Source organism: Vreelandella songnenensis, assembly GCF_003002925.1.
Lineage (GTDB): Bacteria > Pseudomonadota > Gammaproteobacteria > Pseudomonadales > Halomonadaceae > Vreelandella > Vreelandella songnenensis.
This window is the reverse complement of sequence record NZ_PVTK01000004.1, coordinates 132,534-147,137: the sequence shown is the minus strand read 5'-3', so window position 1 is coordinate 147,137 and position 14,604 is coordinate 132,534. Positions and strand designations below refer to the sequence as shown.

Annotated in this window: 15 protein-coding genes; 9 read left to right on the top strand and 6 right to left on the bottom strand. The window is 59.9% G+C overall.

The annotated features are described in order from the left end of the window. Positions 1-10 precede the first annotated feature (10 nt). The 5 genes from B0H98_RS08685 (at position 11) to cysZ (ending at position 4,927) form a co-directional block, all read left to right on the top strand. Complete coding sequence (locus B0H98_RS08685) at positions 11-1,126, top strand: ABC transporter permease subunit (protein WP_106374671.1); 1,116 nt, start codon at positions 11-13, stop codon at positions 1,124-1,126. Beyond that, positions 1,126-2,535 (top strand): phosphate ABC transporter permease PstA, encoded by a 1,410-nt coding sequence (gene pstA / locus B0H98_RS08680; protein ID WP_106374670.1) that lies wholly within the window; start codon positions 1,126-1,128, stop codon positions 2,533-2,535. Before B0H98_RS08685 ends, pstA begins: the two co-directional genes overlap by 1 nt. Then, positions 2,529-3,344, top strand: a complete 816-nt coding sequence (pstB, locus tag B0H98_RS08675) for a phosphate ABC transporter ATP-binding protein PstB (RefSeq protein ID WP_106374669.1) — start codon at positions 2,529-2,531, stop codon at positions 3,342-3,344. The genes pstA and pstB overlap by 7 nt, the downstream gene beginning before the upstream one ends. A 41-nt stretch (positions 3,345-3,385) precedes the next feature. After that, on the top strand, positions 3,386-4,111 hold the full coding sequence (phoU, locus tag B0H98_RS08670; RefSeq protein WP_106374668.1) for a phosphate signaling complex protein PhoU: 726 nt from the start codon (positions 3,386-3,388) through the stop codon (positions 4,109-4,111). A 75-nt stretch (positions 4,112-4,186) separates the two neighbouring features. Beyond that, positions 4,187-4,927: a sulfate transporter CysZ gene (gene cysZ, locus B0H98_RS08665; protein WP_106374667.1), complete on the top strand. Its 741-nt coding sequence runs from the start codon at positions 4,187-4,189 to the stop codon at positions 4,925-4,927. Between the two features lie 73 nt (positions 4,928-5,000). Here the strand turns inward: cysZ and B0H98_RS08660 are convergent, their stop codons facing one another. The 6 genes from B0H98_RS08660 to B0H98_RS08635 form a co-directional block, all read right to left on the bottom strand. After that, positions 5,001-5,339 (bottom strand): hypothetical protein, encoded by a 339-nt coding sequence (locus B0H98_RS08660; protein ID WP_106374666.1) that lies wholly within the window; start codon positions 5,337-5,339, stop codon positions 5,001-5,003. Positions 5,340-5,915: 576 nt separating this feature from the next. Beyond that, a complete protein-coding gene (locus B0H98_RS08655; RefSeq protein ID WP_106374665.1) occupies positions 5,916-6,284 on the bottom strand; it encodes a hypothetical protein in 369 nt (122 codons plus the stop codon). Between the two features lie 301 nt (positions 6,285-6,585). Then, entirely contained in the window at positions 6,586-7,878 is a 1,293-nt protein-coding gene (phoR, locus tag B0H98_RS08650; RefSeq protein WP_106374664.1) for a phosphate regulon sensor histidine kinase PhoR, read from the bottom strand. 2 nt (positions 7,879-7,880) lie between these two features. After that, positions 7,881-8,570 (bottom strand): phosphate regulon transcriptional regulator PhoB, encoded by a 690-nt coding sequence (gene phoB / locus B0H98_RS08645; protein WP_106374663.1) that lies wholly within the window; start codon positions 8,568-8,570, stop codon positions 7,881-7,883. A 121-nt stretch (positions 8,571-8,691) separates the two neighbouring features. Then, positions 8,692-9,582 (bottom strand): 4-hydroxybenzoate octaprenyltransferase, encoded by an 891-nt coding sequence (gene ubiA, locus B0H98_RS08640; protein WP_106374662.1) that lies wholly within the window; start codon positions 9,580-9,582, stop codon positions 8,692-8,694. A gap of 35 nt (positions 9,583-9,617) precedes the next feature. Further along, on the bottom strand, positions 9,618-10,181 hold the full coding sequence (locus B0H98_RS08635; RefSeq protein WP_244183041.1) for a chorismate--pyruvate lyase family protein: 564 nt from the start codon (positions 10,179-10,181) through the stop codon (positions 9,618-9,620). An 85-nt stretch (positions 10,182-10,266) separates the two neighbouring features. On the opposite strand from B0H98_RS08635, the gene B0H98_RS08630 reads away from it, so the two are divergent. From B0H98_RS08630 to yccS, 4 genes are all read left to right on the top strand, one after another. Next, positions 10,267-11,457, top strand: coding sequence for an NAD(P)/FAD-dependent oxidoreductase (locus B0H98_RS08630; RefSeq protein ID WP_106374660.1), 1,191 nt, complete (start codon positions 10,267-10,269; stop codon positions 11,455-11,457). Between the two features lie 106 nt (positions 11,458-11,563). Next, positions 11,564-11,836, top strand: a complete 273-nt coding sequence (locus B0H98_RS08625; protein WP_018918476.1) for an HU family DNA-binding protein — start codon at positions 11,564-11,566, stop codon at positions 11,834-11,836. Then, positions 11,836-12,192, top strand: a complete 357-nt coding sequence (locus B0H98_RS08620; RefSeq protein ID WP_106374659.1) for a hypothetical protein — start codon at positions 11,836-11,838, stop codon at positions 12,190-12,192. The genes B0H98_RS08625 and B0H98_RS08620 overlap by 1 nt, the downstream gene beginning before the upstream one ends. A gap of 206 nt (positions 12,193-12,398) precedes the next feature. Further along, a complete protein-coding gene (gene yccS, locus B0H98_RS08615; RefSeq protein ID WP_106374658.1) occupies positions 12,399-14,579 on the top strand; it encodes a YccS family putative transporter in 2,181 nt (726 codons plus the stop codon). The last annotated feature ends 25 nt before the right edge of the window (positions 14,580-14,604 follow it).

The window sequence follows — 14,604 nt, the reverse complement described above, 5'->3', positions numbered from 1 at the left end:
TGAAGTTGCCATGATCCCACCACGCGCGCCGGTGTCTCATCAACCGCTACGCCAGCTTAAAAACCGCATCGCCACCAGCCTGATTACCGCTGGCGGTATCGGCGTACTGTTGGCCATTCTCGCCATTGGCGTGTTTCTCATCTGGGAAACTCTGCCACTGCTGAGCCTTGATGAGACGTTTGCACTGACCAAGCTTTCACCGCTGGCCTGGGGCACCTTGAAGGCCGCCCTCGCCGCCATGCTGTTCGCTCTACCGATTGCGCTGGGGGCCGCCATGTATTCGGCCCTGTTCATGTCGGCACGCCTGCGCAGCCGCATCAAACCCGCGCTTGAGATGATGGAAGCCATTCCCGGCGTGGTGATCGGGTTTATCGCCGGCCTGGTGCTGGCGCCCTGGGTGGAGCGTAATCTGGCCAGCACGCTGATGGTGCTTGTGTGGCTGCCGCTAAGTGCGGGGTTGGCCGGCGTACTCTGGCATCTGCTCTCCTCACGCCTGCGTCAGGCTTTACCGCTCTCCTGGGCAGGCTTGTGGCTGGTGCCCTGGATTGCCGGCATGTTGCTGCTGGCACTCTGGTTCGCCCCGCTGCTGGAAACCCTGCTGCCCGGCGGCGATCTTCGCCAGCTGCTGGAACAGCGCTGGGGGCTGGACTACGCCACGCGCAATGCGCTGATCGTGGGCATCGCCATGGGGTTTGCCGTCATTCCCAGCATTTATGCGCTCGCCGAAGATGCACTTGCCGATGTGCCAGACACGCTGATGGAGGGCGCGCATGCGCTGGGCGCCAGCCGTTGGCAGGCGCTCTGGAAAGTGGCGCTACCCGCGGCCGGGCCCGGCATTTTTTCGGCAGTGATGATCGGCGCGGGCCGGGCCGTGGGTGAAACCATGATAGTGCTGATGGCCAGCGGCAATACTGCGCTGCTCAGCGCAAGCCCTTTCGAGGGAATGCGCTCGATGGCGGCGGCCATCGCCATCGAGCTGCCCGAAGCCTCGCCGGGCGGGCTGACCTATCGCTATCTGATACTCGCCGCGCTGGTACTGTTTGTCTTCACGTTTCTGGTCAATACCTTGGCCGAAATGGTCCGCCTGCGCATGCGCAGGCGTTACCAGAAAGCGGGGCGCCACTGATGCCCCGCCGGTTAACTGCCGCCCCCCAGCGCCTGCTCGACAGGCTATGGCCCTGGCTTTGTGCGGCAAGCGTTGCCCTTTCGCTGCTCATGCTGACGGCGCTGCTCTCCCTGCTGCTGGTACGCGGATTGGGGCACTTCTGGCCCGCTACGCTTGAAGAGGTCACCCTGCGCTCCGGCGAAGTGGTGGCAGGCGAAGCCATTCGCGAGACGCCGCTCCCTCAACAGGCGGGCGATGAAAGGCTCTATTTTACGGGCAATCGCGATGTAGCGGGTGCCAGCTGGCGCTGGGTGCCGGTGGACGATATTGCCCAGCGCACCACGCCTGAGGATCTTGTTCGCCTTACGCGCACGCCCTGGGGCGACTTTATCGGCCGGCTGGTAAGCGTGGAAAGCGACGGCGAGCGGCTCGAGGGTCAGCCGGCCTGGGATTACCTGACTGCCGCCCTGGCGCTACCTGCCAACCAGCGCCCGGCCGGAGCGCTGTTGCTGGCTACCGCCGACGGCCAGACCCTGCGCCAACCACTGACCAATATCAGTGGCGCAACGGCCCCCAATGCCATGGCGTGGTGGCAGAAAACGCATACCTGGGGCGAGCGCGTCTGGCAGTTCTTGAGCCAGGGCCCGCGGGCAGCCAACACCCGCGGCGGGGTGTGGCCGGCCATCTTCGGCACCGTGCTGATGGTGATTTTGATGTCGGTCATCGTGACCCCCTTTGGTGTACTGGCGGCCATCTACCTTAACGAGATCGCCCACCAGAACCGTCTCACGCGTCTGGTACGTATTGGCGTACGCAACCTTGCGGGCGTGCCCTCCATCGTTTACGGCGTGTTTGGCCTTGGCGTGTTCGTCTACGGTATCGGCGGTTCACTGGATAGCTGGTTCTTCAGCGATACCCTGCCCTCGCCTACGTTCGGCACGGGCGGGCTGCTGTGGGCGTCACTGACGCTGGCCCTGCTGACGCTTCCGGTGGTGATCGTGGCCACCGAAGAGGGCCTGGCGCGAATCCCCGACGCCCAGCGTGAAGGTGCGGTGGCCCTGGGTGCGACGCGCCTGGAAATGCTGGTGCGGATCGTGCTGCCCATGGCCGTACCCGCCATGCTGACCGGGGTGATTCTGGCCGTAGCCCGCGCCGCCGGCGAGGTGGCGCCGCTCATGCTGGTGGGCGTGGCCAAGCTTGCCCCGCAGATGCCGGTCGACGGCGAATTTCCCTACCTGCACCTGGAACGCAAGTTCATGCATCTTGGCTATCATCTGTTTGATACCGCCTTTCACGGCGAAGATGTTCAGGCCGCCATGCCACTGGTGTATGCCACGGCGCTTCTTTTAGTGCTGATCGTGCTGATGCTTAATCTAACTGCCATATTTCTGCGTCATTATTTCAGGCGCCAACGGGGAAACGAATGCTAGCGTCATTAGACTCAGCCAACGCCTCACAGGCGCCGGTGACGCACTTTGCAGCCGAACAGCGCGCCCTGAGCATCGAAGGCTTCAGCCTCGCCTATGCGGGAAAACCGGCGCTGCGCGAGCTTACCCTCAGCGTGCCGCGCCATCGGGTGACGGCGTTCATCGGCCCATCGGGCTGTGGAAAATCGACGCTGCTGCGCGCCATCAATCGTCTGCACGATCTTAATGAGAGCGTGGAGCACAGCGGCCAGATCGAGCTTGAGGGCCAGGATATCTACGCCCCCAAGACCAACGTGACCGAACTTCGCCGCCGTGTGGGCATGGTATTTCAGACGCCCAACCCGTTTCCCATGTCGATTTATGAAAACGTCGCCTTTGGCCTGCGCTTGCAACACCGCCTGCCCAAGCGCCAGCGCGACGACATCATCGAGTGGGCGCTGACCTCGGCGGCGCTGTGGGATGAGGTAAAGGATCGCCTGCATCGCTCTGCCTGGCAGCTCTCTGGCGGGCAGCAGCAGCGTCTGGTCATCGCCCGTACGCTTGCCGTACAGCCCGGTGTGCTGCTGCTGGACGAGCCGGCATCGGCGCTGGACCCTATTTCAACCCTGAAAATTGAAGAGCTGATCCGCAATCTCAAGTCGCAGCTGACGCTGATCCTTGTGACGCACAACATGCAGCAGGCCGCTCGCGTATCCGACTATACCGCCTTCATGCACAGCGGCGAGCTGGTCGAATACGGGACGACGGATCAGGTCTTTACCAACCCGCGCTTGCAGCGCACCGAAAACTACATCACCGGCCGCATGACGTGAAACACCCCCAGGCCTAACCAACAAGACATCAGGAGCGCTCAATGGATATTACGAGCAATACCCACAGCCAGCATATCTCGCGCCAGTTCAATCAGGAGCTGGAAGAGCTGAAAACCCACCTGATGGCCATGGGCGGCCTGGTGGAAAAACAGGTGCAGGACGCCGTGCACGCCTTGCTGGAAGGTGACACCCGTCTGGCCGAGAAGGTGCGCGACAACGACCGCCAGGTGAACGACCTGCAGCTACAGATCGATGACGAGTGTACCCGCATATTGGCGCGCCGCCAGCCGGCGGCATCCGACCTGCGCCTGGTACTGGCGGTCATTCGCGCCACCTCGGATCTCGAGCGTATCGGCGATGAGGCCAGCAAGATTGCCCGCAACGCCCTGCTGTTAAGCGAAAACACCAGCACCGTGCGAGGCTTGATCGAAGTTCGCCATATCAGCGAGCACGTACGCAAGATGTTGCGCGATGCGCTGACCGCGTTTGCCCGCTTTGATACCGAACTGGCCATGCAGGTGGTACACGAAGACGAGCTGGTGGATGACGAGTATGGCAGCGCCATGCGTTCGCTGATGACCTTCATGATGGAAGATTCCCGCGCCATCAGCTCGGTACTCAGCATCATGTGGGTACTGCGTGCGCTGGAGCGAGTGGGCGACCACGCCAACAACCTCGCCGAGTACGTGGTGTATCTGGTGAAAGGGCTGGATATTCGCCATAGCGACCCGGGCACACTGGATCAAAAGGTACTGAAAAAGCCTTGACCCATCCGGCAATTCCTCATGCAATACGTCCGGGCTGATACCAGCCCGGACGTCTGTTTATGAGGAAATAGTGCTATGTTGAATGCCATGACAGCGCTTGGCCAGGGCACGCGCCTGGTGTATCGGAAGGGGTTGCGTCGGTATATATTTCTGCCCATCCTCGTCAATGTCATCGTTTACGCCACCATGCTGAGCGTCGTCGTCAACCGCTTTTCCGGCTGGCTGAATCACTGGATGAGCCTGGTCCCCACCTGGCTTGATTGGCTCTCCTGGCTGATCTGGCCGCTGTTCGTGGTCAGCCTGCTGGCCGTGGTGTTTTTTACCTTTACCCTGATTACCCACCTCATTGCCGCCCCCTTTTACGGATTTCTTGCCGCCAAGGTGGAAGTGCAGGCCACTGGACGCATTCCACTGGATGACCGAAACCTTGCAAAGACCGCTATCGATGCGCTTGGCCGAGAAATGGTCAAGCTGGCCTATATCGCGCCACGGGCCGCTGCGCTGTTCGTCATTAGCTGGATTCCCGGCCTGAACCTGTTCGCTCCACTGCTATGGGGGCTTTTTTCCGCCTGGGTGATGGCGATCACCTACCTGGATTATCCGATGGATAACAACAAGGTGGCCTTTGGCGATATGCGAAAACGCCTTTCCAACCACTGGTGGCAAAGTTTGAGCTATGGCGGGTTGGTAACGTTGATTACCTGGATACCGCTTGCCAACCTGTTTCTGATTCCAGGTGCCGTGGCGGGAGCGGTATTGATGTGGGATCAGCACTATCGCACAGCTCGCGAGCTGACGGTACAAGGCACGGTTTAACAACGGCCGAGCATTAACGCAAAGACCCCGCCGTAGCGGGGTCTTTCATACTGACCTGTGTAAAACGTTCAACTTACCACTCGGTGCTATCACCTTCGTCGCGGGTCAGGTCAGAGGTATTGTACGTATTGCTGTTGCCGCTATGGGCGCGTGAACCATGCTCGCCACGCTCATGTTGGCTAGACGGCGTGTAGTTGGAGTTCATGCGATCGCGTTCGCCATGGTTGAGTTCGGTTGACGAATAGCTGGCAGCGCCGGATTCGTTGGTAGACTGCGGCTTGTCTTGAACTTCACCTACGCCGCGATCCTTGTTGAGTTCGATGGATGTATGCGCAAATGCCATGGGGCTTGCGATCAGACCAAAGGCAACGCCCAGAATACCTGCTTTTTTTACCAATACTTTAGATAACATGACTTGCTCCTGAATGTATTAAAACCGCCTGAAATAAACTCTACAATTCATATACAGCTTGGCGGCTATCTTTCACAATAATTATTGCACTATCAATGCCAGCATGACGTCAATTCATAAAATATCATTAATTTCATAGACTTATTTATTTTCAGCGTGTACTAAAAACTGCCGCGCAAATAGATAGCCAGCTAATTTATTGTGCAAATATAACACATGCGCCAAAAGTATATGTTTAAAAGTGACACACAGCAGATAGGTTGCTGCTTGTTCCATTGAGCACCTGGCCGCTATCTACTCAGCAGACGAAGATAGCCGGGCATGACAACATAAAAAAATCACGCACAAAAAATCAGACCCCGCCGTGGCAGGGTCTTGATCGCTTTACTACTGGACAATATCTAACGCTAGCTTCCTATCCTTTTGCGGGACTCCAACCTTGGAATTTACCCTGACTAACGTTGTGACTGTCACTTGATTCAATCCTTGAATCGATAAGCATCCTTACAGTGGGACATCCCTATCCCGCTTTCGCTCGCTCCTGAGCGAAGGGCTTCAATAATTTTTAACTAACAATTACTGATCAGTGGTAACTGAACTATTTTCTTTCGGCAGGTCATCAGATTCGAAAGTAGTATCACCGCCTGATGTTTCGCCTGTCGGTCCTGAACCCATCGGATCATTGTCGGTGTGGGTAGAGGAGTGCGAAGAGTCCATGCCATCTGTCGCCGTTGCCGCATCGCCTTCTTCATGAATCAGGTCATCCTGATCATAAGTGGCAGAGTTTGCGCCAGCATCAGTTGATTGAGTTTGCATCGGCTCATCATCTGCAGTGATGTTGCCACTCGGGTTGGCTGGCTCTTGGGCAAAAGCAAAGGGGCTTGCCATAAGACCAAAGGTTACGCCTAAAATACCAGCTTTCTTGAGTAGTTCCTTGGACATCATGTTCCGTCTCCTAGATCGCTGTGAATACCGCTTAAATTTAAGGAAGTGCCTTCCTGGCTTACCATTTCCTGCGGTAGTCTTCCTTGTCTAGGTTATTGCACAGGCGATGCCAGAAAACGCCATATTATTATAAAATCAATAAAATACAGCAACTTATATAAAACTAGATTTGGCATTAATCAGGTTTCAAGGATGTTAAGACGCGGTTTGACTGGTTAAAAATGGCACATGAGCAACCTTTGACCATAATTGACTGTCACCCTGGCACACTTGTACAAAGCCTATTGAAGGGCGCAGCGGTTCAGGCCTGAATTAGCCGGTTGGCAGGAAAGATACAACGGAATAGCGCACCTTCATTGGGGTGCGATTCGACATGAAGCTGAGCATCGTGGCGCAGCAGCACGTGCTTGACGATAGCAAGCCCGAGCCCCGTGCCGCCGGTGGCGGTGCTGCGCCCTTTATCGACGCGATAAAAACGCTCGGTCAAACGCGGGATATGTACCGGGTCGATCCCTTCACCATCATCTTCTACCTCGATGCAGGCGCCACCATTGCCCATCGCGGCCCAGCGCAAGGTGATCTGACTACCCGCCGGGGTATAGCGCACGGCATTGAAGGCCAGGTTGGAAATGGCGCTGCGTATCTCCTGCTCGCTGCCAAGCAGTCTGGCATCGCTTTCGATGACCACGCGGACAGCATGCTTGCGATGCGACAGGGCCAGTGCATCCTGACAGACGCTATTCAGCAACGGCTCAACCGAGAGCGGCTGATGATCCTGCCCCCCCTGGTCGATCTCCAGACGAGACAGAAGGAGCAGATCGTTGACCAGATTCTGCATTCGCTGGGTCTGATCCTGCATCTGTTCGATGCCACGCCCTAACCGGGGTGGAAGCTGCTCGGCCAGGTCGCCATAGGTTTCCAGATAGCCGGAAAGCACCGTCAGCGGCGTGCGCAATTCATGAGAAACGTTGGCCACGAAATCACGCCGCATCTGCTCCAGGCGGTGCAGGCGTGTGATATCCCGCGCCATGACCAGGCGCTCGTCGTCACCGTAAAGGGTAATCTGATACTGAAGGACGCTGCGCTCGTCGATCGGTGAGGGCAAGGTAAGCGGCTCGCCGTACTCGCGCGCATTGAAGTAGCTGATAAAACGCGGATCGCGCAGCAGGTTGGTAATATGCTGACCGCGATCGTGGGCGGTTTGAAGGCCCAGCATGTCCGTCGCGGCGCTGTTCCACCACTCAAGGTCACCGTGACGGTCCAGCATCACCACGCTGTCACGCATGGCCTCTGAAGACTCCTGAATGCGTGCCAGGGTGGCGCGTAGGCGGCCTTGAGTAATGCGCTGGCTTTTCTGATAGCGGTAGAGGCGGTCGAGCAGTTCGCCCCACATGCCGCTGGCCGCCGGCGGCTCTTCGTGAGGGTTAAGCGTCAACCATTGAAACAGGGCGCGCAGCTGGCGCAGATGATGGAACAGGCATACGCTCAGTCCGGCCGCCAGCCCCAGCCCGGCGGATCCCAACAGCCAGCCCACACAAACCCCAATGGTCGCCAACCAGGCAATGCGCCACAGCTCACGACTCCACAGGCGCATGCTTACACCCGAGCGGAGAAGCGGTAACCGGTACCCCGTACCGTCTGGATAAGGTTCTGATGCACATCGCCCAGCGCCTTGCGCAAGCGGCGAATATGCACATCCACCGTACGCTCCTCGACATAGACGTTGCCGCCCCACACCTGGTCCAGCAGTTGGCTGCGCGTATAGGCGCGCTCCTGGTGGGTCATGAAGAACTGCAGCAGGCGGTATTCGGTGGGCCCCATCTCAAGCGCCTTGCCGTCGGCGCTTACGCGATGGCTGACCGGGTCAAGCAGCAGGCCGTTGATCTCGATGGGGTCTTCAACGCCGCGCGGCGTCGCCCGGCGCAGCACCGCTTTCAGACGCGCCACCAGCTCACGCGGGGAAAAGGGCTTGGTAATATAGTCATCCGCACCTGATTCAAGGCCCTGGATCTTGTTATCTTCCTCACCCTTGGCAGTGAGCATGATGATTGGAAGCTCAGCGGTGGCCTCTTCGCGTTTCAAGCGCCTGGCAAGCTCGATACCGCTGGTGCCGGGCATCATCCAGTCAAGCAGCAGCAAGTCGGGCTGATGGTCGACCACCATGGCGTGGGCATCCTGGGCGTTATCCGCTTCAAGCACGTGATAGTCAGCCATTTCCAGCGCCACGGCGATCATCTCGCGAATGGGCGCTTCATCATCGACAATCAAAACGGTCTTGGCGGTCATTCCAGGGCCTCACGGTGCTCAATGAAAGGTGATTCAATGACATATCTGTGACAATAACACCATGGCTTGATGACACTTCCATGACAAGTGCCAATATCGGCCGCCCTTCTCTCTACTTCAACTACACGGCCTCGGGCCACCAGCTCAGCGCAATACCGGCGAAGATCAGCAGGCCCGACCAGTGATTGTTCAGAAACGCCTGGAAGCACGGGTCACGCTCACGCCCCTTGATCAGCCGCTGCTGATGAATAAACGTTACCGCCATGCCGCCAAGCCCCAGCCAGAAGAAGCCGCCCAGCCCCACGCGCAGGCCCACCCAGGCCAGCAGAACAAGCGTGGCCAGCTGCAGCAGGCCGATGATCAGCCGATCAGCGCTGCCAAACAGCACGGCGGTCGACTTGATGCCGATTTTCAGGTCGTCATCGCGATCAACCATGGCGTACTGGGTGTCGTAGGCCACGGTCCAGAGTACGTTGGCCAGAAACAGCACCCACGCCTCCAGCGGCACATGGCCCAGCACCGCGCCAAACGCCATGGGAATCGCCCAGGAGAAAGCCGCGCCCAGCACCACCTGGGGAAAGTGGGTATAGCGCTTCATGAACGGGTAGATAAACGCCAGCACCACGCCGCCCAGCGATAGCATCACCGTGAACCCGTTAGTCAGCAGTACCAGAACAAAGGCCACCGCGACCAACCCGACAAACAGCAGTTTCGCCTCCGTCTCGCTGATACGCCCCGTGGCCAGTGGGCGGGTCTTGGTGCGCTTTACGTGGCCATCGAAATGGCGGTCCGCATAGTCGTTGACCACGCAGCCCGCAGCGCGCATCACATAAACGCCCGCCACAAAAATCAGCAATACGCTGCGGCCCGGCACGCCTCGCGTGGCAATCCACAGCGCCCACAGGGTCGGCCACATCAGAAGCCAGGTGCCAATCGGCCGGTCCAGGCGCATCAGCTGCAAGAAGTCGGCGGCGCGCGCCCAGCCGGCCGGCCGCAACAAAGAACGATCCATGCTTACCTCACGAAAAGAAGAGATGCCGAGCAAGCCTAACGCGAAGGCAGGCGAAGATCATCAGCCATGGTGGTTAAAAAGTGCTCCTGCACCAGCAGTGAAAGACCGCCGTGCTGGAACACCGAGCGCCGCCCCCACAGGCTTCGTGCCTGATCACTCTCTGGATACTTGACGCGCGGTGCGCAGGTACTGGCCTCTATCGGGCCACGCACCAGGTCAGGCTGTTGAAACAGCCAGCTGCCCAGCGAACGCTCCCCCAGCCCCTTGAGATGCTGGCCCTGCAGCTGGGCCAGCGGCGCCACCGAACGCGCCACCACCCAGGGCGAGCCCCCCACGCACAGCGCCACTTCCCGCAGCCAGGCGTAACGGCGCGGTGCAATGCCCAGCGCCAGCGCTTCATCCAGCCGAGGCGTACCCACTCCCTGATGCAGCAGGCGTACGCGAAACGGCCGCTCGCCTCCTGCGTTGATCAGGCGGGCCGTCAGCGAATCGGTGGAGGCCACCCACTGCCACCAGGGCGCGCTCATGGCCGGCCGCACCGCCGCCACGGGCTGCCAGATAGGAAAAGCGTAAGTGGGCCGAAAAGAGGAAGTCGCCACCGGATGCTCCTGGGCAAAAAACGGGGTGGCTAGTGTAACATGGTGGCCAGACAGGCTTTTATTGCATCGACTATTTGAGGATGGCATGCCCGTATCACACACGCTTGATGCCACTGACCACGCCGGGCTGGTCATTATCGGCACCGGGATGGCAGGCGTCGGGCTTGCCCGCGCCCTGCGCCGCCTGGATGACCACCGCGCGATCACCCTGATCAGCGCAGACAGCGGCGATGACTACAGTAAACCCCTGCTCTCGACAGGGCTTGCCAAGCGCCAGCCGCCCGAGCGGCTGGCCCAGCGCAGCGCAGCCGCGCTTGCCGATGAGCTGGACGCCCGAGTCATCACGCATACCCGCGTTGAGCAGCTGACGCCCAAGACGCGCACCATCCGTTTGAGCGATGGCCAGCGGCTTGGCTACGACGCCCTGGTGCTGGCGACCGGCGCCGCCCCTCAAGCGCCGTTTGCGATTCCGGAGAGCGTCTCCCAGCGCTTTTTCAGCGTGAACGACCTGGATGACTACCGCCGGTTTCGAGCGGCACTTGATGAACACCCAGCCCGCGTTGCCGTTATCGGCGCGGGCCTGGTTGGCTGCGAGTTCGCCAATGACCTGCATTCAGGCGGGCATCAGGTAACGCTGGTGGCACCGGAAGCCACACCGCTGGCGCGGCTTCTGCCCGAACCACTCGGCAACGCCTTGGGCGACGCCTTTCAGGACGCCGGTATCCAGCTTGCCCTTGGCCGCACGCTTGCCGACATCAGCGCGGGCAGCAACAGCGCCGTTCAGCTTACGCTGGATAATCACACTACCTTTGAGGTGGACCTGGTGCTGCTGGCTACCGGTTTGGCACCCCGCACTGCGCTGGCTGACGCCGCAGGGCTTGACGCATCCCGCCGCGGTATCGACGTCGACCGCTACCTGCGTACCTCGGACCCGCATATCTACGCGCTTGGCGATGTGGCCTGTGTTGCCGGGGTCAACGCCATGTACGTGCAGCCGCTGCAGGCCAGCGCCAAGGCGCTGGCCGCTACACTTGCCGGCACGCCGACTCAGGTCAGCTTCGGGGCCTGGCCGATCATCGTCAAGACACCGCTGCTGCCGGTCGTTGCCTACCCACCGGCCGCGAGCGTCGAGCGCTGGCGAATCGAGGGGGAAGGCGGCGACATGAGCGCCCTGGGTGAAGATAAACACGGGAATTTAGTCGGTTTTGCGTTGACAGGGGGCTGCGTGAGACGGAAAGTGGAGCTTTCCAGAGCAGCTCCTGTACTGCTAGGCTGATTTTCACCGCGTTCACGACTAGGCTAGGTAAGCTGACCCAGCCTGGGTGGCGCTTTTAACAACACCGTTATGCTTTACGCTTACTATTTCACTAGGGGAATTCCTTATGCGCAAACCTGAACTCGCCGCTGCCATCGCTGAGAGTGCCGACCTGTCCAAGGACAAGGCTGGTCAAGTCCTGAACGTGATTCTGGACGAGATCACCAACAGCGTTGCCAAGGGCGAAGATGTGGCACTGATCGGCTTTGGCACCTTTACCGTACGCGAGCGTGCAGCGCGTACCGGCAAGAACCCGCAAACCGGCGCGCCGCTGCAGATTCCTGCCAGCAAAAACGTCGCCTTCAAGCCGGGCAAGGCGCTCAAGGATGCCGTTTCCTAATGAAGCTCAAGCTGACGCTGTGGCTCCTGGGCGTGTTGCTCAAGCGTGCCCTGCGCCGCAAGCCGCGCTTTCGTGAACAGCTCGAGCGCATGCGTCGCCTTGACTGGGGCATCGCGACAGAAGATCTGAGCGTTGCCCGGCATTATCGAATGACGCCCAAAGGCATCACTTCTGAAAAAGGTCTGCCGATAGACCTGGATCTCGAGCTGCGTTTTCGTGATCAAGACGCGGCACTGCGTATCCTCAGAAAGCCTACCCAACAGGCGTTTCTCGACGGCATGGTCAACGGCGAAGTTCGCCTGGTGGGCGACTCTGCCGACATGAACAAGCTGCAGAAGCTGTTGAAGTACGTTTAGCGTCAGTCCCGATTAGATAATGCTCTTATGCAGCCAACCCGTTTTAAAATCCGGGTTGGCTGTTTTCGTTTTATCCGCCGCCACCTGGGCAAGCGGGTAGTGACAATGCCTTGAAAGGCCCTGCAATATAATGGTTTAAGCCATAGCAACGGGCTGCCTACAATAGGTATACTAAAGTCTAACAACGACCCACAATAAGAGCGTCTATGCCCTCTTTTTCACTGCCGCTGCGGCGTCTTTGGACGCTGGACAAGTTTGCCTACAGCCTGCGTGTCTTTCTGGCGTTCAGTGGCGCGCTGCTGTTCAGCATCTACTCTGGCAACATTGCCCTCGTTATCCCCCTGTTTCTGGGCATTATTGCCTGCGCACTCTCGGAAACCGACGATAGCTGGCAGGGGCGGCTTCAGGCACTTGTCGTTACCCTTCTATGCTTCACCCTGGCCTCGTTTGTGGTTCAGTGGCTGTTTCCCTGGCCGTGGCTGTTCGCCGGGGGCCTCGCGGTGTCCACCTTTACCCTGATCATGCTCGGCGCCATCGGCCAGCGCTATGCCACGATTGCCTCGGGCACGCTGATTCTGTCGATCTATTCGATGATCAATATCGAGCAGCACGGCGGGGTCGATCATGAAGTCTCCACTCGCCAGCTGCAGCTGATTGCCGGGGCCGCCTGGTACGGGCTTATCTCGGTATTGTGGTGCGCGTTTTTCTCACGCCAGCCGCTCAAGCAGAGCATGGCGCGGCTGTACAAGACGCTGGGCGAGTTCCTGATTCTGAAGTCGGCGCTGTTCGAGCCGGTGCGCGGCGTGGATGTGGAAGCGCGGCGGGTGGCGCTGGCGCGCCAGAACGGCAAGGTGGTGGACGCGCTCAACCAGGCCAAGGAGATGATCTTTCGGCGCCTCGAGGGCCAGCGCGGTAACCGCAAGCTGAACCGCTACCTGCGCATCTACTTTATCGCCCAGGACATCCATGAACGGGCAAGCTCGACCCACTACCCCTACAGCGCGCTGACCGAGGCCTTCTTTCATCACGACGTGCTGTTTCGCTGCCAGCGCCTGCTGGACCAGCAGGGCCGCGCCTGCCGCCAGCTGGCCAAATCGCTGCTGCTCAACCGCCCGTTCGATCACCGCCAGAGCGAAGAGGCCCTGGCCGATCTGCGCGCCTCGATCGATAACCTGAGCGACCGCGGCAAGCCCGAATGGCGCCCGCTGATGCGCCCGCTCAACGCTCTGGCGGACAACCTGGCCACTCTCGAAGGTCAGATTGCCAGCGCCCATAACCCGGACATGGACGACGATCGGCGCGACAGCGCGCTGTTTGACCGTTCGCCCTCCAGCCTGCTGGAAGCCTGGAAGCGGGTGCGCCTCAACCTCACCTTGGGCTCCCCCACCTTTCGCCACGCCATACGCCTCTCCTCCGCGCTGGTGGTGGGTTATGGGCTGCTTCAGTGGCTGGACCCGGAGCAGGGCTTCTGGATTCTGCTGACCACGCTGTTCGTGTGCCGGCCCAACTTTGCCACTACGCGGCGCTTTCTTTCCCAGCGGATCATGGGCACGGTGCTGGGCCTGGTGGTCGGCTGGGCGTCGATCAGCCTGTTTCCCCAGCCAAGCGTACAGAGCATGATTGCCGTGGCGGCGGGCGTGACCTTCTTTGCCAACCGGGAGAAGCGCTACGTGGTCGCAACCGCGTCCATCACCCTGCTGGTGCTGTGCAGCTTCAACCAGGTGGGCGATGGCTTCAACCTGATCTGGCCGCGCCTGTTTGATACGCTGATCGGCTCGCTGATTGCGGGGCTTGCCGTGTTTTTCATTCTGCCGGACTGGCAGGGGCGCAGGCTTTATCGCGAAGCGGCCAAGGTGCTCACCAGCCACCGCCGCTACCTGGACGAGATTGTTAGCCAGTACCAGCAGGGCAAGCAGGATGGCCTGGCCTACCGCCTGGCGCGCCGCAATGCCCATAACGCCGACGCCGCGCTTTCCACGCTGCTGACCAACATGCTCCACGAGCCCGGGCACTACCGTAAGCAGGATGCGGATAACGGCCTGCGCTTTCTGGTGCTCTCCAATACCCTGCTGAGCCACCTTTCCGCCCTGGGCGCCCACCGCCATCAGCTGGCTGAAGACGAAGACGATACCGCGCTGGTGCCGGTAGCCCGGCAGATGAGCGAAATGCTGGAACATCTGGCCGAACGGCTCGACAAGCGCCAGTTGACCGATACGCTAGCCGAGCAGGCAGACGCGCTGGTAGCCCAGTTGGACGAGCAAGGCAGCGCTGACGAGCAGGCGGTCGTGGTGTACCGCCCGATCCAGAGCCAGCTGCGCCTGATTGGCGAACAGCTGGCGCCCTTGGGTGAAGCGGCCAACCGGCTGATCAGCCCGGTGAAGCGCTGAAACATGCTAAAAGAGTGTGCGGCAG